23 protein-coding genes, 1 tRNA gene and 1 riboswitch are annotated in these 24,029 nt (G+C 43.2%); of the genes, 2 read left to right on the forward strand and 22 right to left on the reverse strand.

The features are described from left to right. Positions 1–103: 103 nt before the first annotated feature. Positions 104–1,159 (reverse strand): tetratricopeptide repeat protein, encoded by a 1,056-nt coding sequence (locus HHK01_RS11040; RefSeq protein WP_228027552.1) that lies wholly within the window; start codon positions 1,157–1,159, stop codon positions 104–106. A 104-nt stretch (positions 1,160–1,263) separates the two neighbouring features. Here HHK01_RS11040 and HHK01_RS11045 point away from each other — a divergent pair. Beyond that, positions 1,264–1,337: transfer RNA gene (locus HHK01_RS11045), tRNA-Arg, on the forward strand. 67 nt (positions 1,338–1,404) lie between these two features. Here the strand turns inward: HHK01_RS11045 and HHK01_RS11050 are convergent. From HHK01_RS11050 to HHK01_RS11100, 11 genes are all read right to left on the reverse strand, one after another. Continuing rightward, entirely contained in the window at positions 1,405–1,908 is a 504-nt protein-coding gene (locus HHK01_RS11050; protein ID WP_228027553.1) for a metallophosphoesterase family protein, read from the reverse strand. Continuing rightward, positions 1,886–2,518, reverse strand: a complete 633-nt coding sequence (locus HHK01_RS11055) for an XTP/dITP diphosphatase (protein ID WP_170007849.1) — start codon at positions 2,516–2,518, stop codon at positions 1,886–1,888. Before HHK01_RS11055 ends, HHK01_RS11050 begins: the two co-directional genes overlap by 23 nt. After that, on the reverse strand, positions 2,515–3,270 hold the full coding sequence (gene rph, locus HHK01_RS11060) for a ribonuclease PH (RefSeq protein WP_170007850.1): 756 nt from the start codon (positions 3,268–3,270) through the stop codon (positions 2,515–2,517). Before rph ends, HHK01_RS11055 begins: the two co-directional genes overlap by 4 nt. A 170-nt stretch (positions 3,271–3,440) precedes the next feature. Then, positions 3,441–4,523, reverse strand: coding sequence for a GerMN domain-containing protein (locus HHK01_RS11065; protein ID WP_170007851.1), 1,083 nt, complete (start codon positions 4,521–4,523; stop codon positions 3,441–3,443). A 163-nt stretch (positions 4,524–4,686) separates the two neighbouring features. Beyond that, entirely contained in the window at positions 4,687–5,493 is an 807-nt protein-coding gene (racE, locus tag HHK01_RS11070) for a glutamate racemase (RefSeq protein ID WP_170007852.1), read from the reverse strand. A 5-nt stretch (positions 5,494–5,498) separates the two neighbouring features. After that, positions 5,499–5,939 (reverse strand): MarR family winged helix-turn-helix transcriptional regulator, encoded by a 441-nt coding sequence (locus HHK01_RS11075; RefSeq protein WP_170008761.1) that lies wholly within the window; start codon positions 5,937–5,939, stop codon positions 5,499–5,501. Between the two features lie 230 nt (positions 5,940–6,169). Next, complete coding sequence (locus HHK01_RS11080) at positions 6,170–6,394, reverse strand: helix-turn-helix domain-containing protein (protein WP_170007853.1); 225 nt, start codon at positions 6,392–6,394, stop codon at positions 6,170–6,172. A 147-nt stretch (positions 6,395–6,541) separates the two neighbouring features. Further along, positions 6,542–6,994: an acyl-CoA thioesterase gene (locus HHK01_RS11085; RefSeq protein WP_170007854.1), complete on the reverse strand. Its 453-nt coding sequence runs from the start codon at positions 6,992–6,994 to the stop codon at positions 6,542–6,544. Positions 6,995–7,681: 687 nt separating this feature from the next. Further along, the gene (gene sdhB, locus HHK01_RS11090; protein ID WP_170007855.1) at positions 7,682–8,452 is read right to left on the reverse strand and encodes a succinate dehydrogenase iron-sulfur subunit; all 771 of its coding nucleotides are present in this window, start codon (positions 8,450–8,452) and stop codon (positions 7,682–7,684) included. Positions 8,453–8,454: 2 nt separating this feature from the next. Continuing rightward, positions 8,455–10,215, reverse strand: a complete 1,761-nt coding sequence (gene sdhA, locus HHK01_RS11095) for a succinate dehydrogenase flavoprotein subunit (RefSeq protein ID WP_170007856.1) — start codon at positions 10,213–10,215, stop codon at positions 8,455–8,457. A gap of 50 nt (positions 10,216–10,265) precedes the next feature. Continuing rightward, positions 10,266–10,874: a succinate dehydrogenase cytochrome b558 subunit gene (locus HHK01_RS11100; protein WP_170007857.1), complete on the reverse strand. Its 609-nt coding sequence runs from the start codon at positions 10,872–10,874 to the stop codon at positions 10,266–10,268. Positions 10,875–11,221: 347 nt separating this feature from the next. On the opposite strand from HHK01_RS11100, the gene HHK01_RS11105 reads away from it, so the two are divergent. Next, complete coding sequence (locus HHK01_RS11105) at positions 11,222–11,689, forward strand: DUF2507 domain-containing protein (RefSeq protein WP_170007858.1); 468 nt, start codon at positions 11,222–11,224, stop codon at positions 11,687–11,689. 23 nt (positions 11,690–11,712) lie between these two features. Here the strand turns inward: HHK01_RS11105 and HHK01_RS11110 are convergent, their stop codons facing one another. The 10 genes from HHK01_RS11110 to HHK01_RS11155 form a co-directional block, all read right to left on the reverse strand. Beyond that, positions 11,713–12,963 (reverse strand): aspartate kinase, encoded by a 1,251-nt coding sequence (locus HHK01_RS11110; RefSeq protein ID WP_170007859.1) that lies wholly within the window; start codon positions 12,961–12,963, stop codon positions 11,713–11,715. 133 nt (positions 12,964–13,096) lie between these two features. Next, a riboswitch (Lysine riboswitch) is annotated at positions 13,097–13,277 on the reverse strand. A gap of 49 nt (positions 13,278–13,326) precedes the next feature. Then, positions 13,327–15,105: an excinuclease ABC subunit UvrC gene (gene uvrC, locus HHK01_RS11115; RefSeq protein ID WP_170007860.1), complete on the reverse strand. Its 1,779-nt coding sequence runs from the start codon at positions 15,103–15,105 to the stop codon at positions 13,327–13,329. Between the two features lie 119 nt (positions 15,106–15,224). Continuing rightward, positions 15,225–15,539 (reverse strand): thioredoxin, encoded by a 315-nt coding sequence (gene trxA / locus HHK01_RS11120; protein ID WP_170007861.1) that lies wholly within the window; start codon positions 15,537–15,539, stop codon positions 15,225–15,227. Between the two features lie 213 nt (positions 15,540–15,752). Next, positions 15,753–16,733: an electron transfer flavoprotein subunit alpha/FixB family protein gene (locus HHK01_RS11125; RefSeq protein ID WP_170007862.1), complete on the reverse strand. Its 981-nt coding sequence runs from the start codon at positions 16,731–16,733 to the stop codon at positions 15,753–15,755. A 30-nt stretch (positions 16,734–16,763) separates the two neighbouring features. Next, positions 16,764–17,537 carry an electron transfer flavoprotein subunit beta/FixA family protein gene (locus HHK01_RS11130; RefSeq protein WP_170007863.1) on the reverse strand — a complete coding sequence of 258 codons (774 nt, stop codon included), beginning with the start codon at positions 17,535–17,537 and terminating at the stop codon, positions 16,764–16,766. Between the two features lie 76 nt (positions 17,538–17,613). After that, a complete protein-coding gene (locus HHK01_RS11135; protein WP_170007864.1) occupies positions 17,614–18,387 on the reverse strand; it encodes an enoyl-CoA hydratase in 774 nt (257 codons plus the stop codon). A 16-nt stretch (positions 18,388–18,403) separates the two neighbouring features. After that, the gene (locus HHK01_RS11140) at positions 18,404–19,000 is read right to left on the reverse strand and encodes a fatty acid metabolism transcriptional regulator FadR (protein ID WP_170007865.1); all 597 of its coding nucleotides are present in this window, start codon (positions 18,998–19,000) and stop codon (positions 18,404–18,406) included. Positions 19,001–19,155: 155 nt separating this feature from the next. Further along, positions 19,156–20,862: an AMP-binding protein gene (locus HHK01_RS11145; protein ID WP_170007866.1), complete on the reverse strand. Its 1,707-nt coding sequence runs from the start codon at positions 20,860–20,862 to the stop codon at positions 19,156–19,158. Positions 20,863–21,250: 388 nt separating this feature from the next. Further along, complete coding sequence (locus tag HHK01_RS11150; RefSeq protein ID WP_170007867.1) at positions 21,251–21,655, reverse strand: DUF350 domain-containing protein; 405 nt, start codon at positions 21,653–21,655, stop codon at positions 21,251–21,253. A gap of 15 nt (positions 21,656–21,670) precedes the next feature. Further along, positions 21,671–24,028, reverse strand: coding sequence for an endonuclease MutS2 (locus HHK01_RS11155; RefSeq protein WP_170008762.1), 2,358 nt, complete (start codon positions 24,026–24,028; stop codon positions 21,671–21,673). Position 24,029: the final 1 nt, after the last annotated feature.

The following is a 24,029-nucleotide window of genomic DNA, read 5'->3' on the forward strand; positions in this document are numbered from 1 at the left end:
TCCACCACATTTCTGCATAGGTGACTACATAAGCCATCTGCTTCAAACCACTCTATTATAACATAGACAAATGGGCTTTCAACTGTTTTCCCATATACACTCTTTACAAGTGAGGGGGTTGCATTTCTTCTAAACTTTGAATTCGCTCAAATACAGGTTCAAGATGGTCGTAAGGAATCGGACAGCGCTTTTTCCATTCTTGAACTTGCTCTTCCTGTCCGAGCCACTCGCTTGCCTGTATCATGTAAGCATATGCCCATTTGCTAGCGTTTGAGGTAGGTGTAGTAAAAGGGTACAATAAAAAAAAGTGACGCTCGACCATAGCTTGAATGGAAGTGTACAAGGTGGGATCTTCGTCTTCTACCACACTCGCTAAGAGAGTCAGTACTTCCTCTTTAAACGCCCAGTCTTGAGCCGTTGGTAAGCTCATTGCACTACCAGTGAACGTCTCCCCAAACTTGCATACTGTGACAGACGCATTTACCTCTTGTTCCTTTAATGCATGGAGCATAAGCGTTTTTGTAAAGGGATGGGTATCTTCGCTTGCTAAATAACGTTTAATTCTTGGGAGCTCTGGTCGAATATTTTCATGGAATAGTCTCGACCAATCTGTCCATTCTTCTTGTTGAGGTAGCAACACGTCCTCCACAATTTCTTCAATAAACTCTCCTTCATGACGAACCCGATCGCAAAGTTGAAGCACTCTTTGCAACCGATTGTACTGCTCTGCAGGAATTTGGTCTCCCTCTTCTTCAAACAGCATGCGTAACACGTCGTATGCTGTGTCATATTTTCGCTCCTGAATCAAAAAGGTCACATACAATTCCATAACAGTGAAGTAATGACCTAGACCACGCTTCATCATCTCTTCGCAAAGTACAACACCTTTTTGTGAATGATGAAGCTCCATATAACATGCAAGCAAACTAAAATACACTTCTTCGTGACACGAATCCATCTCTATTGCTTGCTCATAAAGATCGACAGCCTCTTCAAATTCTTGTTCTTTCAACCGCTCTTTCCCAAGGGCTATGTACCGTTCCTGTAATCGTGGAATAGGGATCACGTTTCGCTTCTTATTTTCATTATCCTTCAAAACGGTTCGCTCGCTTTCCTTCAAATCCCCTACAGTGTAGCATGTGCTTTGAACGGAAAACAAACAGAGGTTGATTGTTAGTGTGGTGGAAGAACTTTCATTAGAAAATGGTTGACATTGGGTTGATGAGTTTCTATAATAAGATTTGTCTCTGTGATACGTTTTGTGTCCCAGTAGCTCAGCTGGATAGAGCAACGGCCTTCTAAGCCGTCGGTCGGGAGTTCGAATCTCTCCTGGGACGTAGTAAAAACTGCCTTCTTTTGAGGCAGTTTTTTTATTTATTCATATAAAATTAACACAGAATAACATTATGTCCGCGAAAAGGAGAATTTCCCCACATCACCGCTTGGGTATTCTTTCGCCTGAATGAATACCGTATCTTCAGTCACATCTCCAAGAATATAGGTGCATTCTTTACGTCCTCTGGGTAATCGCACACTACCCGGGTTTAAAAACACCGTTCCATTATTTTCCTCACAGCCAAGCTCGTGAGAATGGCCAAAACAAGCGATATCCGCGCCCACTTCTTTCGCTTTTATGCCTAAAGGAGTCAATGTTGTTTTCACTTGATGCTGATGACCATGCACAACTAAAAATGTAACCCCGGCTACTTCTACGGTTACGAGATTCGGCAAACGCCCGTCCATGTCACAATTCCCTCGCACAACCTGAAATTGCTCTAACACGGGGTCGTCTGAAGAAAGTTCACTATCCCCACAGTGAATATACAAATCTAACCCCGGATGTCGCTCCAATAAAGTGACAAGCTCTTCTTTACTTGCATGGCTATCACTCACTACGAGAAAATTCATCACTCTCCACCTCTTTCATCCATGAACCTAACACCGTTTCCAGCTTTTTCATCGCATTAGCTCGATGACTCCACCGCTGCTTTTGTTCAGAAGATAGTTCCGCAAACGTGGCACCTTCCTCTTCAAAAAAGAAGATAGGATCGTAGCCGAAGCCATTTGCTCCTCTTTTTTCGTGAAGTATGCGACCGTGTACTGTACCCATTACTGTACGTGCCTTAAACCCTGGAAAAGCGACCGCTAAACAACATACAAAAAGTGCGGTTCTTTCCGCATCCGGCACTTCCCGCAGTTCTTGTAATACTTTTTCAATGTTCGATTCATCACTTTTTTCCTCGCCTGCATAACGAGCCGAATACACACCAGGCTTGCCTCCAAGAGCGTCTATACAAAGTCCTGAATCATCAGCAATGGTCATCATTCCAAAGTGATTTGCGGCAGCTTCTGCTTTTAAACTGGCATTTTCTTCAAAGGTATCGCCAGTCTCTTCAACATCAAAATCGTCCGACACGTCTTGTAATGTCAGCACTTCATAATGAAAACGCGCAAAAAGAGTTTGGAACTCTTTTGCTTTCCCTCTATTGTTTGTTGCTAACAGGAGGCGCCCACTCATGATGGGTCGCCTTGTTGGATTTTATTTGCTATAGTGCCTAGCACTGTTTTTTGTACGTCCATTAAGTTGGTGATTGCTCCTTTAGCTAACTGGAGCATTTGTTGTAATTCTTCTGACGAAAACGTTGCCTCTTCACCTGTCCCTTGCAGTTCTACAAACTGCCCTGTTCCTGTCATGACCACATTCATATCTACAAGAGCAGCAGCATCCTCCTTGTACGGCAAGTCAACCGCAGGACCCACTGAAGGGAGCACACCAACACTTGTCGCAGCCAGGTAATCCTTCAAAGGAAATTTCTTTAGCGAAGCGTTTTTTTGTAGCTTGTCCAATGCGAATGCCAATGCGACAAATGCCCCTGTAATGCTCGCTGTACGAGTTCCTCCATCCGCTTGAATGACATCACAATCCAACCAAATCGTACGTTCACCAATTGCATCTAAATCGACAACAGCACGCAAAGAACGTCCGATCAATCGTTGAATTTCCATCGTTCTACCCGACACTTTTCCCTTCGACGATTCTCGAATGTTTCGCGTTGTCGTCGCTCTTGGAAGCATTGCGTATTCTGCAGATATCCAGCCTTTTCCTTGTCCTCTCATAAAAGGAGGAACACGCTCCTCGATAGAAGCTGCGCAAATGACTTTCGTATTGCCAACTGTAATTAAGCACGAACCTTCTGGGTGCATGATGTAATGAGGTTCGATATGTACTGAGCGCGACTCTTCACAAGTGCGTCCGTCTTCTCTCGTCACAAAAAACGTCCTCCTGTCAAACCAGTATCATTTATTTTGTCATGCTAGCTTAGTACGTCTTTACTAACATGTACTAACAAATATTTCCTATGTACGACTAGTAAAAATCACCAAAAGCAAAGACAAGCTGCTGAAGCAACTTGTCTTTACCAGTATAGCAATATGTTGTTTTACACGCCACTTGTGTTGACATTCTCTGGACGAGAGACAGGTTCTGCCACAGATTCGCCATTTTCATTCACAAATTCTGACTCTCCTGCTACTTGAATAGAAACTTCTTTAATACTCTTTTGCTCTGTTAGAGAAAGAACGATACTTTGAAGCATACGGCTGGATAGCACTCCCTCTTCATTTCCAGCAAGAAGGGCTTCGTTAAAGTTCAACGTCACAAGACCATCTTCTACAATCGGCGCTTCTACTAATTCAACATCTGTTAAAAACTCAGAAACGAGGTTTGAACTTGTATACGCAGGTCCCTCTACTAATTTTGCAATGGTAGCAGTAACCGGGTCTAGACTTTTATCAATGCGAGTAGTGACTGGGACTTGATAGTACTGGCCTTCGTCATTTTGTCCTAGGTAGTACACGGTAACTTGACTCGTGCCGGTGATGTCTGCGAAGCTTCTACTGTCTAAGTTAATTCCGTCAGCACGTGACATGCCGGCATCGTCAAGCGGGAAGCTGGCTACAGGCATTTCTGTCTGCTCGTTTCCATTGACAGTAAATTTCACACGGTCAATAGAGTCAAACTCTGTTAACGTCCACGTAACCGCTTGAACGATCCGTTTCTCATCTTCTTCCATGTACTGAGTGAACTCTGTCGAAAAGTCTACCGTTGCTACACCTTCGTTTACATCGATAGAGGAGACAGTTCCTTCTGGAAGGACCGCACGAAACCCTTCAGGTAACTCTTGTGTAATAGGACCACCTGCTACAAGATAATCAAGAGCTTGTTGTGCGACGCTATTCGTGATCGGCATTTCTACTGTTTGTGGAACCACAAATCCATCGTTATCAATTAAGTATAAAGTTTGAAGGGTTGTATCTGCTGCCTCTCCCTCTTGATCTGCACCTTCTTCTTCTCCAGGATTTCCAGCGTCCCACTCTTGCAGCACTTCTTCTTCATCTGTATATGTCACATCCTGAGGGGGATCGACTTGTGCTTGTTCCTCCCCTCCAAAAAGCCCACAACCACTCAACAGTAAGCTGGAAGCAATCAATGTCACGACTACAGTCTGTTTCTTCTTAGACATCCTCATATCCCTCCTAGGACAGTTTGTACTACTATGTATACGAGCCTTTTCTCGTTTTAGACCATACAATCTTTAGTGGAGATAGAAGAATTACCAATGTAGGTTGACTTCATGACAAAATAAAAGAAGCCACCTCTGAATTGTAAAGTGGCTTCTCAATATTTTAATAGCGATCTAACGAAACTGGCCTAATCATTCTGTTGTGTGGAGGTAACCAGTTATCGAGAATGGTCTCGAAAAGCTCTATGGAACCGGTCGTGTAAAACGTATGTCCTTTGTGGTTGTCCGTATTAGCGACAATCCCGCGATCATAAAGAACAAGGGAGGTTTCACGCGCTGTCTCTTCCCCAGAGCTAATAATGGACACGTGGTCACCCATCGTTCTTTGGATAAGCGGCTCTAGTAAAGGGTAATGCGTACAGCCTAAAATAAGCGTATCGAGTTCAATTGTTACCAGTGGTTGCAAAGTTTCTTGCACAATTTGACGGGCTATTTCTCCCTCATACGCATTGCTCTCTACGAGGGGCACAAACTTTGGACATGCGAGGGGGGACACTTGTACACCTCGATGGATAGACTGCAAGGCCCGTGTGTATGCACCGCTTTTGACGGTGCCTTCTGTTCCAATGACACCAATTCGACGTGTGCGTGACATATTTATAGCTGCGCGTGCTCCCGGGTGAACAACACCAATTACAGGAATCGGTAGCTTTGCCCGGAGATCATCAAGCGCCACAGCAGTTGCAGTATTGCAGGCAATAATTAACAACTTACTATTTTGGTCCATCAAAAAGTGCGCCATTTGCCAAGTGAAATGACGTACTTCTTCTGAATGACGAGGACCATACGGACAGCGAGCCGCATCTCCCACATAACAAATTGTCTCATGTGGTAATTGGCGCATAACTTCACTCGCTACAGTAAGTCCTCCGACACCAGAATCCATAATCCCAATTGGTTGGTTACCCAATCGCCTCACTCTTTCATGTCTTGATGTAACTTCATTAGTTGCTTTTCTAGTGAGCGAACTTCTCCTTCTGAAAAGTCATGTAACACTTCTTCTAAGTAAGCTTGCCGTTTTTGAATCACTTCATTAATGATACGTTCACCTTCGCTTAATAAGTGGATGCGCACCACCCTACGATCACTTGGATTTTTCACGCGTTCAACTAGATGACTTTTTTCCATCCGATCAATTAGATCTGTCGTTGTACTACAAGCGAGGAACATTTTATTAGAGAGCTCTCCAATGGTCATATCCCCTTCTTCAAATAACCATTGCAGGGCAACAAATTGTGGCGGAGTGATTGTGTAGTTAGAAAGGATTTCCCTACCCTTTTGTTTAATGATTCCAGAAATATATCTTAGCTCTTTTTCAATAGTGGCGACGACTAGTTTTACATCACGAACTTCCATGTCGTTCGTCAATAAGATTCACTCCCTTAGACCAATTGGCCATGTTTCTCTTATTTTCTACTGTTTCGCTTCTAATTTCAACAATAAAGCATTAAAAACCGGTCTTCTTTAAAAAAGGACCGGTTTTTATATGTGTATGGATAGACAACACTACCCACAAAAACGCCCCCACAGACTTTAGTTCCTCAAAAAAATACCGTCCTAGGTTGACGTTTTTTCTAAATTTCGAATTACAGCTGTAGTTCTCCCATGCGAAGAAGCTCGACCACTGCTTGTGAACGGCCTTTTACTCCTAGTTTTTGCATCGCATTGGAGATGTGATTTCGAACTGTTTTTTCACTAATAAACAATTCTTTTGCGATGTCCTTTGTTGTTTTGTCTTGGACTAACAATTCAAAGACTTCTCTTTCCCGTTTTGTTAAAAGTGGCTTATGAGTAAATTCATTCTCCTTCAACGACGATAACCCTCCTTGCCTCAAAGCGCTACTGAACTGTGGGATGGGTGTAAGTTTAGTCATGTTATCATATGTGACGACACGCGCTGTAGTGACACTATAAGGGTAAGCGAATAGAGAAAGTCGTGAAAATGTGTTCTTGTCCCACTAATTTGATTGGGTTTGAAGCAAACAATCCCTTGCAAAATTTGACCACGGCACACTTTTACCTGTATGCTTTGAAACCTGAACCATCGTCCCTCGACCCGTATACGCAACAGTTCCGTCTACTTTAGTTACTAAATATTGCATGTCAACACTCGAAGTTCCAATCTTGGCCACCTTCACGCCAACTTGTAGTTGATCGCCAAAATATACTTGAGTAAAATAATCACACTGCAAATCCGCAACTACAGGAATACAGTCAGACTGGCTCCACTCATCCATAAGGCCAATGGACTGTAAATACGCGATACGTACTTCTTCATAATATGTAAACGGCACTGTGTTGTTCACGTGTCCATACATATCCGTTTCGGAAAAGCGAACAGCTATCGGAATTTGAAAGGAAAATGAAGATGTGTATGCTTCTAAGTCATGAATATAGGGTGCTCTTGCCATTATGTCTCCTCCTATCAAAGGTGAATGAATGTTCATTCGGTTTCCTTTCATTGTAATGGAATTGGGACAGAAGGGGAAGAAGAAACGTGGAGTAAATGACTAGGATGCGATACGTGAGCATGCGTGAAAATGAGAAATAAAAAGCCCTACGGAGATTTCTCTCTATAGGACCTTCACTATCTATTTAAAGAATCCAGATCAATATTTTCAAAACCATCCCTGCTTTAGACATGATTCAAAAAAATATTTACCATGACGCTATTTACACAGATACGCAGTAACCCTTTTGTACTGCAGCATTTTCAATAGCAGTTTTTATATTCCTTAACATTATGACAACATCGTCATAGATTTCGAAAAATTCATTTCTCGAAACACGTAATAGGTCCATTTGAAATTTGAACATATTGTCTGATGTAGGATAGTTCTTTTAATCGCCAGGTAAATTCACTATCCAACATTTCCTCAAGTTGGCTTAATGATCTAATCTTCTTCATGGAACAGCTTTTGTCCTAATGGAATTAACTTAGACAGACGTGATTTCGCATTGCTACCGCTTCCTGAATTCGTTTTAAACACTTCATTCTCCCAAACAGAATCCCCCGCAAAGATTTCTCTCCACAGGGGACTTTGTACTTACTATCGTCCATTCGACAAATTTCGGGGCGTACCTGTTCCCGGCCTTGCCTAGCCTTGGTCGCTTCCGAAGAAGTTGCGGAACATTTGGACTGTTGTGTCGCGGTTTAAAGCAGCGATTGATGTTGTCAAAGGAATTCCTTTTGGACACGATTGTACGCAGTTTTGGGAGTTTCCGCAGTTTGCAAGTCCGCCTTCACCCATAATCGCTTCCAGTCGTTCGGATTTGTTCATCTCGCCAGTCGGATGTGCGTTAAAGAGACGCACTTGAGAGAGCGGTGCTGGTCCGATGAAGTTAGATTTACTGTTAACGTTTGGACACGCCTCTAAGCAAACACCACACGTCATACATTTGGATAGTTCATATGCCCACTGACGTTTCTTTTCTGGCATACGTGGTCCTGGTCCTAAATCGTACGTACCATCGATAGGAATCCATGCTTTTACCTTTTTCAGAGAATCGAACATGCGGCTACGGTCAACTTGTAGATCGCGAACGACTGGGAATGTTTTCATCGGCGCTAACCGAATTGGTTGCTCCAGTTTATCAATGAGAGCTGTACAAGATTGACGTGGCTTGCCGTTAATGACCATAGAGCAAGCACCACAAACCTCTTCCAGGCAATTCATGTCCCAGTTAATCGGAGTGGTTGTGTCACCTTTTGCATTCACTGGGTTGCGTCTGATTTCCATGAGCGCTGAAATGACGTTCATATTCTGACGATACTCTAGTTCGAATTCCTCATCGTAAGGGGTAGCGTCTGGACGATCTTGTCTCGTAATAATAAAACGAACGGTTTTTGTTTTTTCCGCTGTCGCCATTCTTAATTCTCCCCTTTCTTCTTCGAATAGTCTCGTTTCCGCGGCTTAATCAACGATACATCCACATCTTCATAGTGGAACTGCGGCGCTTCCGCTTTGCCAACAAATTTTGCCATCGTTGTTTTCAAGAACTCTTCATCGTTACGATCAGGGAAGTCAGGCTTGTAGTGAGCGCCACGACTTTCATTTCGGTTGTACGCCCCGATCGTAATCACACGCGCTAACTGTAACATGTTTTGCAGTTGACGAGTAAACGTAGCACCTTGGTTACTCCATTTGGATGTGTCCGTCATGTTGATATTTTGGAATCGTTCTAGCAATTCTTGAATCTTATCATCTGTTTGCTGTAGCTTATCGTTGTGACGGACAACGGTTACGTTATCTGTCATCCATTCACCAAGCTCTTTATGAAGAACGTAGGCATTTTCTTTTCCATTCATGGCAAGGATTTCTTCCCACTTTTGTTGCTCTTGTTTTTCAAATCCTTCGAACAACGTGGAAGAAAGGTCGTCCGCTGATGTTTCAAGCCCTTGAATATATTCAATAGCTTTTGGTCCAGCAACCATTCCTCCATAAATAGCTGATAACAACGAGTTCGCTCCAAGACGATTTGCTCCGTGTTGAGAATAATCAGCTTCACCCGCAGCAAACAAGCCAGGGATGTTAGTTTGTTGTTCATAGTCAACCCACAGACCACCCATTGAATAGTGAACTGCAGGGAAGATCTTCATTGGTACTTTTCGTGGGTCATCTCCCATGAATTTCTCGTAAATCTCGATAATGCCACCGAGTTTTACGTCAAGTTCTTTCGCATCTTTATGAGAAAGATCTAAGTACACCATGTTTTCGCCGTTTACTCCGAGTTTTTGGCGTACGCAAACGTCAAAAATTTCACGAGTCGCAATATCACGTGGCACTAGGTTTCCATAAGCAGGATATTTCTCCTCGAGGAAGTACCATGGTTTACCTTCTTTATACGTCCAAACTCGTCCACCTTCTCCACGAGCAGACTCACTCATAAGGCGTAGTTTATCGTCCCCCGGAATAGCTGTCGGGTGAATTTGAATAAACTCACCGTTTGCATAGTACGCACCTTGTTGATACGCAATCGCCGCAGCAGATCCAGTGTTAATAACAGAGTTTGTTGACTTTCCAAAGATAATACCAGGTCCACCTGTTGCTAAAATGGTTGCATCAGCACGGAACGATTGAATCTCCATCGTCGTTAAGTCTTGTGCCACGATCCCGCGAGCACGACCTTCGTCATCAAGGACTGTACCAAGAAACTCCCAGCCTTCATACTTCGTAACGAGTCCTGCTACTTCATAACGTCGTACTTGCTCATCAAGTGCATAAAGCAATTGCTGACCTGTCGTTGCACCTGCATAGGCGGTGCGGTGGTGTTGTGTTCCCCCGAAACGACGGAAATCCAACAATCCTTCAGGTGTCCGGTTAAACATAACACCCATACGATCTAAAAGATGAATGATACCTGGCGCTGCCTCCGTCATTGCCTTTACTGGAGGTTGGTTGGCTAGGAAGTCTCCACCGTATACAGTGTCATCAAAGTGCTCATACGGTGAGTCCCCTTCTCCTTTTGTATTTACCGCACCGTTAATACCGCCCTGTGCACATACAGAGTGGGAGCGCTTAACGGGAACGAGAGAAAATAGTTCAACTGGTGTGTCTGATTCAGCAGCTTTAATCGTCGCCATCAATCCTGCGAGACCGCCACCGACCACAATCACTTTACCTTTATTCATAACTTGTGGCTCACTCCCTTTAGAGACTTGCTCAAACTAGTAAACTTTTTTTACACAAATGCTAAAATCGCACTTACTCCTACATATGAAAGGGCAAGGAAAACACCGATCGTTACATATGTAGAGATTAATTGCGAGCGCGGTGTCACAGTAATTCCCCAACTTACTCCAAACGACCACAAACCATTAGCAAAGTGGAAGATCGTGGAGATGACACCGACAATGTAGAACCAGAAGAAGAATGGTTGACTCAAAATGTTCTCCATCATATTAAAGTTCACTTCGGCGCCACGAGCTGCAGCAATTCGCGTTTCCCAAACGTGCCATACAATAAAAATGAGCGTCACGATACCGGTGATTCTTTGCACTAGAAATAACCAGTTTCTCACAAAACCGAAGTTACTCACGTTATTTTTGGCAGTGAAGGCAATGTAGATTCCATACACAGCGTGAAATAATAGCGGTAAAAAGATGACAAAGATTTCAAGTGCGTAACGAAATGGTAGGTTTACCATGAACTCGGAAGCAGCGTTGAACGCTTCCTCACCTCGTGTTGCGAAGTTATTTACCACTAAATGTTGAATGAGGAATACACCTACAGGAATTACTCCTAATAATGAGTGAATTCGTCGTAACGTGTATTCACGACTTCTTGCCATAGTTCTTTCCCCCCTCGATAGTAAAACAGCAACAAATTTCATTAAATGGAACCTGCTGTAAAAGTGTGACAATGGTGTGCCAAGTCAAGTTTACTCCTACTGGCAAGCCGCGTCAAGAAAACGGATACAATTCCTGAACGCTTGCTCAACAAAAAAATACGGATATAATTCACGTACAAATGAAGATGATTTCCCTTTAATCAATCCACAAAAAAATGTTTAAGGAATTAGATTGTCTTCCGATCTGCACCACCCAAACATTACCGTAGTTACGGGAAAATTTTCTCCATCTTTTCCACGCAAACTAACAGAATCCGTTATACTAATGGGGAGAGGAGTGTGGAATTATGCCTAAGCACAATGAACAACAAGTAGCACTCAAAGCAGACCAACAAATTAGAGAATCCAAACGCGATCCTTCATTCGCCGTTCATTTACTTCGTGACCAATTGGGGCCTCTTCTTATTTCTTCCCCTACCGCTCAATATTGGGCAGGCAAACAAATGGCGCGAGCGAATCCACTATCATCTCTTGAAGCGATTCAAGAATTCTTCGAACGCGCATCATTTGGCACGCTCACTTTTGCCAAAATGAAAAAGGACGAGGCGCTAGTTATCCTATCTGGTTCCATTGTTGAATATCGACTCAGTGAGCAAAAGCTCGCTTCCTTCCATCTAGAAGCGGGATTTTTAGCCCAGCAGTTCGAACACATCCACAAAGTCATCACCGAAGCAACGGAGAATAACCGTAAGCGCAAAGGCGAAATCCATATTCTCTTGAAATGGGATCGGAAAGATGCTTTAGCAGAGGAGTAAAGGTGGCCTAACCGGTCACCTTTTTACGTATGTGTAACGGGTACACCTTCTACCGGCATCTCTTCTCCCAGCTGAAAGCAGTTATGCAAAGCTTGCGTTGCCTTTTGCATATGTTGTTTCTCAATTACAGTCGAAACTTTAATCTCTGAAGTACTGACCATTTTAATATCAATGTCTTCCTGTGCGAGCTTATCGAACATTTCCGCAGCGACACCGGGATTGGAAATCATCCCTGAACCAACAATGCTTACTTTTGCTAGTCCTGATTCCGCCTCCATCTTCTCAAAATGCAACCTCTCCTGCTCTTGTTCAAGAATGCGGCTTGCTTCTTCTACGTCAGAATCTTTCACCGAGAAGGACAAATTACTTGAATTCTCGCTCGTTACAGACTGAATAATGATATCTACATTGATTCGATGACGTGCTAACGTAGAGAATACCGCAGATAGATTTTTCTCTTTACGCGGCATACGAAATAAGGTCATCCTTGTGATTTGATCTTCGAAGGCAATTCCTCGAACAACTGACCGATTTTCCATTTTCACTTCCTCCTCAATACGTGTCCCCTCTTCAAATGTCATACTTGACCGTACAGTTAGCGGGATTTGATAATTTTTCGCAAATTCAACTGCACGTGGGTGAAGAACACCTGCACCTAAATGGGCTAACTCTAACATCTCATCATAGGAAATTCTCTGCAACTTTCTCGCATCTTTCACAACACGTGGATCTGTCGTAAACACACCTGGAACATCGGTGTAAATGTCACAACGGTCGGCATGTAAGGCAGCAGCTAAAGCAACAGCTGTTGTATCAGACCCACCTCTACCCAGTGTTGTAATGTCTTGCTCTTGAGATATTCCTTGAAAACCAGCTACGATAGCAATGGTTCCACTTGCTAACAGTTGCTCTAGACGCGTAGTATCGATGTTGACGATGCGTGCATTTCCCGGGACAGATTCTGTTTGAATTCCCGCTTGCCATCCGGTGATGCTTGCTGCTGACATCCCTCGATTTTGAAGAGCCATGGCGAGGAGGCTCGTTGTTACTTGTTCTCCTGTAGACAATAGCATGTCCATTTCACGTGCACTCGGACTCACAGTCAATTCATTTGCTAATGTCACGAGTTGATCCGTTGTCTTTCCCATTGCTGAAACGACCACGATAACTTCATGTCCAGCGTCTGCTTCAGCGATGACACGATCTGCGACACGAATAATACGCTCCACAGACCCTACGGAAGTACCGCCAAATTTTTGTACAATACGAGCCAAGATATTTCTTCCTCTCTAGATGTTATCTGTCAATACTATGTACCACGCATGAGTAGAATAGAGGTGTTGGGAACTTCCTCTACGTGCAAAAAAAGCAATAAGGGGTTTCCCTCATTGCTTCGTTTCCGAGTCAATGTGAGATAGCCCTCCAAGATTCTTAAATCTTGACAGCCCCCCGCTTCTTCAGCAAGTAAGCCAGCTGTTTATCTTGAGTCTAAATAAACAGCTTCGGCGGTTGTCCCTTTCGATTACGATCGTTGAGCAGACCCGCTCTCCCGCAATGTACTCATGACTTCCGCACCTCTATCTTCACTCTATTCGCGATACTTTTCTTCACGATTGTATCATGTTCTAGTTAATAGCTCAATTGTCCTTTTGTAAGACATTCACCAATTTTTCTGCTACATGGCTTGGCAAGCCCGCCGCTATGAATTCTGCAACACTAGCCTCTTTCATTTTTTTTACAGAGCCAAAGTGTTTATATAGCTGCTTTTTACGTTTTTCTCCAATTCCCATTACCTCATCCAAAATTGATTGAAAGGCGGATTTTGAACGAATTTGACGATGGAACGTAATAGCGAAGCGGTGCACTTCGTCTTGGATTCGCTGTAGTAAATAAAACGATTGACTATTTCGCTCAAGGGGAACAATTTCCAACGGATTACCGAACAATAGCTGTGATGTTTTATGTTTGTCATCTTTAGCAAGTCCAGCTAATGGCATATCTAGTCCAAGTTCATCAACTAGTACTTCCCGAGCTGCCTCAATTTGTCCTTTTCCACCGTCAATTAACACTAGATCTGGGAGCGGTTTTCCTTCTCGTAACACACGCGAATAGCGGCGGCGTACCACTTCACGCATCGTCTCATAATCGTCAGGACCTTGAACCGTTTTCACTTTATACTTTCGATATTCCTTTTTATCCGGTTTCCCATCTGTAAATACAACCATCGCCGACACGGGGTCACTACCTTGAATATTCGAATTATCAAAAGCCTCAATTCGAAGTGGCGGATGAATATTCAGTGCTTCACCTAACTGTTCGACAGCCTGAATCGTGCGTTCTTCGTCACGGCCAATAAGCGCAAATTTTTCCTTTATGGCAATTTGTGCATTTTTCTTAGCCAACTCTACCATCTCTTTTTTCTGCCCTTTTACAGGCTGAAGAACCTTAACCTGTAAGTACTCCTCCACAAGGTCAGCAGGCACTTCTTTTGATAGAAGCACTTCTTTCGGCTTAAAGTGGCTTGGCTGATCGTAAAACTGACCAAGAAAAGTCAAAAACTCTCCTTCTGGATCGTCATAAATAGGAAAAGTGGAAACGTCCCGCTCGATTAAATTCCCTTGGCGGATGAAAAATACTTGAACACACATCCAACCACTCTCTACGGCATACCCAAAGACGTCGCGATCAACAAAATCTGTCGTCGCCATTTTTTGTTTTTCCATTGTGGCTTCTATATGTTGAATCTGGTCACGAAGCTCTTTCGCTTTTTCAAAGTCTAAAGCTTCACTTGCTGCTTGCATCGATTTTACTAATTCCTGCTTAATGTTTTTATATCCACCGTTTAAAAACTTAGTTATCTCTTGCACTATGTCTTTGTAAGTTGATTCAGGTACCTCCTTCACACACGGAGCTAAACACTGACCCAAATGATAATAAAGACACACACGGTCGGGTAGTGTCGAACATTTTCTAAGCGGATACAAGCGATCCAACAGTTTTTTCGTTTCATTTGCTGCATATACGTTTGGGTAGGGGCCAAAATACTTCGCTTTATCTCGTTTCACTTTCCGTGTTGTAATCAAGCGTGGATGTCGCTCAGCGGTTAGCTTTAAAAACGGGTATGTTTTGTCATCCTTTAGCATGACATTGTACTTTGGATCGTGTTTTTTTATTAAGTTGTTTTCAAGTATGAGAGCTTCCATATTGGAGGATGTAACGATGTATTCAAAGTCGTGGATTTCACTTACAAGGCGCTGCGTTTTCCCATCATGGGAGCCAGTAAAGTAGGAGCGGATACGGTTACGGAGCGACTTAGCTTTCCCCACATAAATAATAGTACCTTGACGATCTTTCATTAAATAGCATCCAGGTTGATCGAGCAGTAGCGCTAGTTTATGTTGAATGATCTCTTTCAAAAACGATCCCTCCCCCGCAAAAAACCGTCCAGTTTATGAGTGCAAAAAATTAACTTTAACAGAAAAAGAAGAGTGCCTCTGGAAGTGTTCGCTTTCCTTCCGAGCCACTCTTACCTTGATTACGCGTGTTTTTCAAGTACTTCTTGCAAAGCTTCTTTCGGTTGGAAGCCAACAACTTTGTCGACAACCTCCCCGTCTTTAAATACGATTAATGTCGGAATGCTCATTACACCATATTTCCCAGCTGTTTCTTGGTTTTCGTCAACATCTAATTTTACGATTTTTACTTTATCTCCCATTTCACCGTCGAGTTCTTCAAGAACTGGCGCAATCATTTTACAAGGGCCACACCATGTTGCCCAAAAGTCAGCAAGTACTAATCCGCCACCTGTTTCTTGACCAAACGTTTGATCCGTTACATGTGTAATTGCCATCGACTCATTCCTCCTCAAGTTCTATAGTGGTTAGAAGTATATCACGTACCTACTGGTTTAGCGAACCTTTTGCTTGCGTCTCATTTAGCTTGTCCGGAACCCCTTATAGCCATTCAAAAGGGACATACGCAACTAAAAAGTCTCTACATAAACAAGCTCCTCCGTTTATCTCTATGCAAACGAAGGAGCTTGTTTATTCAAATGAGTCTTACCTTATGAAGTTTGTACTTTAAGCTTTTTAAACTCCTCTGTTAGAAGTGGGACCACTTCAAACAAATCCCCTACGATTCCGTAATCAGCAACGTTAAAGATATTAGCTTCAGGATCCTTGTTAATCGCTACGATTACTTTTGCGTTTGACATCCCAGCAAGATGTTGAATCGCACCAGAAATCCCACAAGCAATGTACAAATCAGGTGTAACGACTTTTCCTGTTTGACCAATTTGTAAAGAGTAGTCACAGTAGTCAGCATCACATGCTCCACGAGAAGCTCCCACAGCTCCACCTAGAACATTCGCAAGTTCTTTTAACGGTTCGAAACCTTCCGAGCTTTTCACCCCTCGACCACCGGCAATTACCACTTTCGCTTCAGACAAATCAACACCTTCTGTTGCTTTGCGTACAACATTTTGGATAATTGTGCGTAAATCAGTGACCGACACATCTTGTTGCTGAACGTCTCCAGACCGCGTTGTATCCTTTTCTAAAGCATTAATATTGTTTGGACGAACTGTCACGAACACAAGACCGTCCGTAACAATTTTCTTTTCGAATGCCTTACCAGAGTATATCGGTCGTGTGAACACAAGGTTTCCACCTGCTTCTTCAATCGCAGTGACGTCGGAAATAAGTCCTGACTTCAAACGACTAGCTAACTTCGGCGACAAGTCTTTTCCTTGTGCGGTGTGACCTAGCACAATGGCCTCAGGATTTTCTTCTTGAAGTAATGGAAGTAACGCTTGCGTATATCCATCAGAAGTATACGATTCTAGCTTTTCATCTTCCGCAACGAGTACACGGTCTGCCCCGTAATGAATGAGTTCTACAGCGAGTGATCTAACTGATTTACCTAGGAGGATACCTACAACTTCTCCTCCTTCTGCTACTTTATGTGCCGCGGCAATCGCTTCGAACGTAACATTCCGAAGCGCTCCGTCTCGTGCTTCCCCAATAACAACTACCTTTTTAGACATAAGTCTTCTCCCTCCCGAACAATTTCTATGTTAGATAACTTTCGCTTCAGTTCGTAGTACTTTCACAAGTTCTTGAACTTGTTGATCGAGGTCGCCTTCTAAAATCCGACCTGCTTCTTTTTGTGGAGGCAAAAACACTTCAATACGTTTTGTTTTTGCTTCTACATCATCTTCTTCTAGGTCTAAGTCGTCTAACTCCAGTTCATCTAACGGTTTCTTCTTCGCTTTCATGATACCTGGTAAAGAGGGATAACGTGGTTCGTTCAGTCCTTGTTGTGCTGTAACTAGCAATGGTAATGATGTCGTGATTTCTTCTGAGTCGCCTTCTACATCACGCACTACTTTCACCGTATCCCCATCAATAGAAAGCTCGGTAATTGTCGTCACGTAAGGAATATCAAGCTGATCAGCAACTCGCGGACCTACTTGACCAGAACCACCATCAATGGCAACATTCCCTGCGATAATGAGATCTACTTCTTGTTCTTTTAAGTAAGTTGCAAGTAAAGTTGCCGTTGTAAACTGGTCACTTGCTTCTACATCGTCTTCCGTATTAATAAGGACAGCCTTATCTGCCCCCATTGCTAAGGCAGTGCGAAGTTGCTTCTCGCTTTCTTCTCCACCGACCGTTACGACAGTTACCTCTCCACCGTGCTCATCACGGACGGTAATCGCTTCTTCCACTGCGTATTCATCATACGGATTAATGATGAACTCTGCACCGTCTTCTTGAATCACTCCACCAGAGAGTGTAATTTTTTCTTCCGTATCAAACGTACGTTTTAATAGAACGTAAATATTCATGAATGATGCCTCCCTATGTTCATGTATCTCTTCAATTTCCAGTTACGACCGCTACAAAGGCTACCGCCTTGTCTACCTATTCCCCTGTAAACGTTGGCTTTCTTTTCTGCAAGAAAGCCGCAATGCCTTCTTGACCATCCTTCGACGTAAACACTCTACCGAATGCCGCTTGCTCTTTTTTCACGCCTTCGTAAAAGTTCTTCGATTTAGAGTAATTGAGCAACGATATCGTTTCTTTGAGCGCAACAGGGCTCTTCTCGGCAATCTTTTTCGCGAGAACAATGGCCTCATCGAACAATTTCTCCTCTTCTACTACGCGGTTTGCCAATCCCCACTGCACTGCTTCTTCCCCTGTGAGTGGCTCACTCGTAAAAAGAAGTTCGGCGGCTTTTGCTGATCCGATTAGCCTCGGAAGTCTTTGGGTTCCAGCAAATCCTGGGACAAGTCCGAGCTGTAATTCTGGTAGGCCTAGTTTCGCATTCGGTGTAACGAGACGAAGGTGGCACCCCATCGCGAGTTCAAGTCCTCCACCAAGAGCAGCTCCATGAATAGCGGCAATAATTGGTTTTGAGAGCGTTTCCATTCTTTCGAACACGTCTTGCCCGCCCTTCCCTAACTCGGCAAAGCCGTCTTCGGTCGTAACCGTTGTAAACTCTTTAATGTCGGCACCAGCGGAGAAAAATCGTCCTTCCCCTTTTAATACAATGGCCCGTACTTCTTTATTCTCCTCTAGTTCCGTCAGTAACTCGTTTAACGACGTCAGTACTGCTTGAGAAAGAGCATTGGCTGGTGGGCGACTGTACGTTACGATGGCAACGCGGTCTTCCACCGTTGTTTGAAAAAAGGACATCGGCTTTCCTACCTTTCTACACCTGCTTCAGCGATCCCCCACACCCATACAAAAGGAGAGCCTGCACAGATATCGCTTGTTTTTTCAAGTCGTACTTCTGATCATTCATAATCCATGTAGTCACCATCTCATCAATCGTACCAAATATGAGTTGACGTGCAAGCCTTACATCCACATCTTCACGAAATTCTCCGCTGTCTTTACCAGCTTCGATAATGGTGTCTACAAGGAGCAAGTAATTTTTCAAGACTTCATTAATTTTCAAGCGAATGTCTTTATTAGATTGTCTCAACTCTAATTGCGTCACAATGGCTAAGCTTGGACTGCTACTTAACATCGAAAAATGGTTTTCAATTAGATCTAACAATTTCTCTGCAGCTGTTTCCTTCTCAGCAATTTTTACCTTCATGTCTTCAATGAACTGTCCCATCTTTTCACGAAAGAGGGAGATGAGGATGTCCTCTTTATTCTTGAAGTACAAATAAATCGTACCGTCCGCTACACCAGCTTTTCTAGCAATCTTCGAGACTTGCGCTTGGTGGTAACCGTTCTCCGCGATCACCTCTATAGCTGCGTCTAAAATTTGTTTGTATTTTGGTTTATTTCGTTTCAAATGGTCCACCCCTCAAGCTGGTAAAATGAATGAATCATCATTCATATTCCTAGAATACATGGCATCTTTAGAACTGTCAAGAAGGTTTATACGTATTACTTGTCCAAACACGCTGCAAAAAGGAGGGAGTCCACATGACTCGACTCCGAAAGTGATTACGCTTGCTTTTTTTCCTCTGCTATTTGTTTTTCTCGCTCTTCCTCTACCAGTTTGCGGCGTAAGATTTTACCGACTGCTGTTTTCGGGAGCTCGGCACGGAACTCATAGATTCTCGGAACTTTATAGGCCGCTAAAGATTTTCGGCAAAACGCATCTAATTCCTTTTCCGAAATCGTTTTTCCTTCTTTCAAAACTACATACGCTTTGACTGTTTCCCCTCGGTACGCATCAGGAACCCCTGCGGCGACTACCTCTTGAACTGCTTCGTGTTCGTATAATACCTCTTCAATTTCACGGGGGTATACATTGTAGCCACCCGCGATGATCATATCTTTCTTCCGATCTACAACATAGAAATAACCGTCTTCGTCCATGTAGCCTAAATCCCCTGTAGATAACCATCCATCTTGGAGAACTTCAGCCGTTTCTTCTTCTTTGTTCCAGTAACCTTTCATCACTTGAGGTCCTTTTACGACAATCTCACCAACCTCACCAACAGGGGCACTCTCTCCCTCAAAGGAACGAATAGCAGCGAGAGTATCTGGCCATGGCACACCTATAGATCCACGTTTTCCATGTCCATCCCACAAAAAATTCGAATGGGTCACTGGGGAAGATTCTGTCAAACCGTATCCTTCTACTAAATTCCCACCGGTTACTTTTTCGAACTGCTCTTTCACTTCTACAGGTAGGGGGGCAGAACCACTAATACACGCATTAACAGAAGAAAGGTCATATTTTGAGAGATCAGGATGGTTTAACAAGCCAATATAAATGGTCGGTGCACCAGGAAATAAAGTAGGACGTTCTTTTTGAATTGTTTTGAGCACTGTTTCTGGATCAAATTTAGGAAGAAGAACCATCTTTTGTGCTTCCATAACTGACAGGAGCATAACCGTTGTCATCCCGTACACGTGAAAAAATGGTAAAATACCAAGCACCGTTTCTTTCCCGCGTTCACAGCGATACATCCAAGCTGTACACATTTTTACGTTAGCGACAAGGTTTTCGTGGGTTAACATCACACCTTTAGGGTAACCGGTTGTGCCGCCGGTGTATTGAAGCAGTGCAAGATCTTCTTGAGGATCAATGTCTATACATTCAAATGGGAGAGGACCTTGCTTTTGAATGACGTTCCATAGATGTACAGGGGCTTTATGTTCCACTTTTACTTGAATTCCATATTGCTTTTTTTGGACAAAAGGATAAAGCAAGTTTTTTGGAAATGGTAAATACTGCTTAATCTCAGTCACAATAATGTGTTCTAATGAGGTAGTGTCTTTCACTTTGCTGACCCGTGGGTATAAAATGTCTAGAGTAATAATGGCTTTTGCCCCTGAATCTTTCAACTGATACGCCACTTCTTGCTCTGTATAGAGTGGGTTCGTTTGTACTACAATACCTCCTGCTAACAACACGCCATAGTAGCCCACGACAGCTTGGGGACAGTTGGGCAACATAATAGCAACGCGATCTCCTTTTCTGATTCCATTTCTTTGCAAATAAGAAGCGAGTGTTTTTGCTTCTGTATATAGTTTGGAAAACGTCATCGAATAGCCTAAGAAGTGAATAGCCGTCGCATCACCATATGCATTTGAGACTTCTTCTAAATAGTGGGGCAAAGGTTTTACATCATAAGTTAACGTTGTAGGGATTTCTTGCGGATACATACGTGTCCACGGCGTTTCCGAAACAGATTCCATTCATTTCCCTCCTTTTTTTGTCTGATTAAGGACTTTTATTGAATTGTTTTGAAAAATTAAAACGCTTACATATAGTATACTGCACAACAAAAAGAGTCGCAACGAAATCGAAGTATGTTACGACACTTTTTGAAAATATTACGTACTAAAGGATTGTCTGTTAAGAGACATGATCGTATAGTAGAAAGTCTGCAAACTGCGCAGCACAGACACACCCGCATCCCCGCGAGCGCCACGCCGAGACATGATGATTAAAAAAATGACAAATAAATAACACCAATCAATATAAAGGCACCGCACACACCGAACAATATTTTAGCTAATGTCTCCACTTATTATCCTCCCTACTTATCCCGAGACGCTAGAATAATTCTTTTCGAATTTAGGCTTAAATTCCTGCACCGATGACATACGAAAGCCCCAGTGAAATAACAAAGGAGATAAAGCCAACAGCTCTGTTATCTTGTGAAATTTCTTCGTCAATTTTAAATTTTGGCGTCAAAAATTCAAATATAAAATAAGCGAACACAAGCAAAGCAAAGCCATAGACACCCCATCCTACAGTTGTTAAGAGTGTGTCATTCGCTTCAATCGAGAAACGAAAGATGTTGGCAATGCCGAGCATTTTCCCACCCGTTGCCAACGCTACCGCGACATTCCCTTTTTTAATTTCCTCCCAGTTATTATATTTGGTTACCAGCTCAAACACAGCCATAAACACGACCATACAGAGCACCACCACGCTATAATAAGCTGCTGTAGCCACTAAATCATTCTCCCAAAACGGGTTCACACTCATCCCCACTCTCTAGCCTAATACTACGATCGTCACACCATTTCCACCTTCAGACGCCTCTCCGTACCGCACATCTTTCACTGAGCGATGTTGCTTTAAGAAGTCTTGCACGCCTTTTCTAAGCGCTCCAGTTCCTTTTCCATGTATGATCGAAACACGTGGATATCCAGCCAGCAATGCATCATCAATGTACTTTTCGACTTTCGTAATAGCAGCTTCAAACCGCTCTCCACGTAGGTCAAGCTCTAGTTTGACATGGGAAGCACTCCCTCGCACTGTAGCCATTGGTTTTGGCGCTTGGTTTTTCTCTTGTTTAAGCTTTACAAGATCGGATGTGGCTACTTTCATCTTTAAAATACCAAGCTGAACTTGCCAATGGTTGTCATCCACCTTCTCAAGCAGCTGTCCTTTTTGATCAAAACTCACCACTTTCACATCATCACCAGGTTGCAAAGAAGCTTCTTCTTTCTTTTGATGCGGGGCCTTTGGTTGGACAGGTATATCAGGCACTAGCTCATCCAATTTCTTCCGCAACCTAATAAGTTCGTGGTCTTTTACGACAGATTCAGCTTGTGTGGATTTCATATTATGAAGCTCTTGCACAATGTTCTCTGCTTCTTTACGTGCTTTGTCTACAATAAGTTTCGCTTCTTCACGCGCTTTTTCGTGCCATTTTAGTTTCTTTTCATGATACTGTTGCATTTCATCTTGCAAATCTGCAAGTAATTTCTCCGCACTTTTAGCAAAATCCCGCGCTTCTTGTTCCTCTATTTCTGCAGCACGTCTACTCGACTCTAAAGAAGCGATCATTTGATCAACCTCAGCGGAGTCTTCACTTATTAACGATTTGGCCCGTCCGATTAGATCCTCTGACAATCCAAGGCGTTTAGAAATTTCAAATGCGTTACTTCGACCAGGTATGCCGATAAGGAGGCGATACGTCGGACTTAAAGTTTCAATATCAAACTCGACGCTCGCGTTCGTCACCCGCTCCCGATTGTATCCGTACGCTTTTAATTCGGGATAGTGTGTTGTAGCGACGACGCATGCTTTTCGTTGGTGCATATTGTCTAAAATACTAATCGCCAAGGCTGCCCCCTCTTGTGGGTCTGTGCCAGCGCCTAACTCGTCAAAAAGAACGAGGCTTTTTTCATCAGCCTTCTGTAAGATCTCAACGATGTTGACCATATGACTTGAGAAAGTACTTAAGCTTTGTTCAATGGATTGTTCGTCACCGATATCAGCGAAGATTTGTGTAAAAACACCTACTTCTGATCCTTCTTCTACAGGAAGAAACAAGCCTGATTGCGCCATAGTGACAAGCAACCCGAGCGTTTTCAATGCAACGGTTTTCCCTCCTGTATTCGGACCAGTAATCACCATCGTCGTGAACGTATCACCAATTTCAATTGTGTTCGGAACGACTTCATCATCTGGTAGGAGTGGATGACGTGCTTTTACAAGCCTCACACGACCTTCATCATTTAGACGCGGTTTTGTGCCTTTTACACTTTGCCCGTAACGAGCTTTTGTAAAATACCAGTCTAAACGTGAGATCGCATCTAAATTGGTTAGTAGAATGTCTGCTAATTCTGCTACTTGCTCTGTAAATGCGAGAAGAATCCGTTCAATTTCACGCTGTTCTTCAACTTTTGCTTGCTGAATACCGTTGTTTAGCTCCACAATTGATTGTGGCTCAATGAACAACGTTTGTCCTGATGCTGACTGATCGTGCACAATCCCGCCGTAGTGTCCGCGGTATTCTTGCTTTACAGGCAATACGAAGCGTTCATTTCGAATCGTGACGATCTGGTCTGATAGCATCTTACTTGCATTCGCACCTCGAATCATGCTTTCTAATCGTTCGCGGACCCTCGCTTCTTGGCTTCTGCGCTTTTGGCGTAACGTGCGAAGTGTCGGGCTCGCGGAATCCAATACTTCACCACTTTCATCCACTGCATGTTCAATATTTACTTCCATATCTCGCAGTACGACAATTCGCTCTGTCTGGGCTTCTAATTGTGGATAAGGTGCCTCTTCCAAAAGTCCCTCAATAAACTGCTGAATGTGCCGACCTTGTCTGAGTGTATTTCCAATTTGGTATAGTTCATGAGGATTTAACATCCCACTAATCGTCGCGCGCTTCACGTGGGGTCTAATGTCATACACGCCTCGGAGCGGGACATTTCCCTTTAAACGGTAAACAGTGATTGCTTCGTCAGTTTCTTGAATGGCCTTTTCTACGTCGCTTATTTTCGTCAACGGTGCCAATTGTCGAATCCGTTCTTGCGTCATAACGGACGTAGCATGGGACAGCAAAGCGTTTTTCACTTTGTCAAATTCTAATTTTCGATACGTTGATTGTTCCATC

The organism is Bacillus fonticola, from assembly GCF_012955605.1.
Classification (GTDB): Bacteria; Bacillota; Bacilli; order Bacillales; family JC228; genus Bacillus_CG; species Bacillus_CG fonticola.

Bases quoted from the DNA above. Each gene is read 5' to 3' on its own strand.
- HHK01_RS11050 (WP_228027553.1), bottom strand. From the start codon at position 1,908: ATGAATTTTCTCGTAGTGAGTGATAGCCATGCAAGTAAAGAAGAGCTT.
- HHK01_RS11055 (WP_170007849.1), bottom strand. From the start codon at position 2,518: ATGAGTGGGCGCCTCCTGTTAGCAACAAACAATAGAGGGAAAGCAAAA.
- HHK01_RS11065 (WP_170007851.1), bottom strand. From the start codon at position 4,523: ATGTCTAAGAAGAAACAGACTGTAGTCGTGACATTGATTGCTTCCAGC.
- HHK01_RS11075 (WP_170008761.1), bottom strand. From the start codon at position 5,939: ATGGAAGTTCGTGATGTAAAACTAGTCGTCGCCACTATTGAAAAAGAG.
- HHK01_RS11085 (WP_170007854.1), bottom strand. From the start codon at position 6,994: ATGGCAAGAGCACCCTATATTCATGACTTAGAAGCATACACATCTTCA.
- sdhB (WP_170007855.1), bottom strand. From the start codon at position 8,452: ATGGCGACAGCGGAAAAAACAAAAACCGTTCGTTTTATTATTACGAGA.
- sdhA (WP_170007856.1), bottom strand. From the start codon at position 10,215: ATGAATAAAGGTAAAGTGATTGTGGTCGGTGGCGGTCTCGCAGGATTG.
- HHK01_RS11100 (WP_170007857.1), bottom strand. From the start codon at position 10,874: ATGGCAAGAAGTCGTGAATACACGTTACGACGAATTCACTCATTATTA.
- HHK01_RS11105 (WP_170007858.1), top strand. From the start codon at position 11,222: ATGCCTAAGCACAATGAACAACAAGTAGCACTCAAAGCAGACCAACAA.
- trxA (WP_170007861.1), bottom strand. From the start codon at position 15,539: ATGGCAATTACACATGTAACGGATCAAACGTTTGGTCAAGAAACAGGT.
- HHK01_RS11125 (WP_170007862.1), bottom strand. From the start codon at position 16,733: ATGTCTAAAAAGGTAGTTGTTATTGGGGAAGCACGAGACGGAGCGCTT.
- HHK01_RS11130 (WP_170007863.1), bottom strand. From the start codon at position 17,537: ATGAATATTTACGTTCTATTAAAACGTACGTTTGATACGGAAGAAAAA.
- HHK01_RS11135 (WP_170007864.1), bottom strand. From the start codon at position 18,387: ATGTCCTTTTTTCAAACAACGGTGGAAGACCGCGTTGCCATCGTAACG.
- HHK01_RS11145 (WP_170007866.1), bottom strand. From the start codon at position 20,862: ATGGAATCTGTTTCGGAAACGCCGTGGACACGTATGTATCCGCAAGAA.
- HHK01_RS11155 (WP_170008762.1), bottom strand. From the start codon at position 24,028: ATGGAACAATCAACGTATCGAAAATTAGAATTTGACAAAGTGAAAAAC.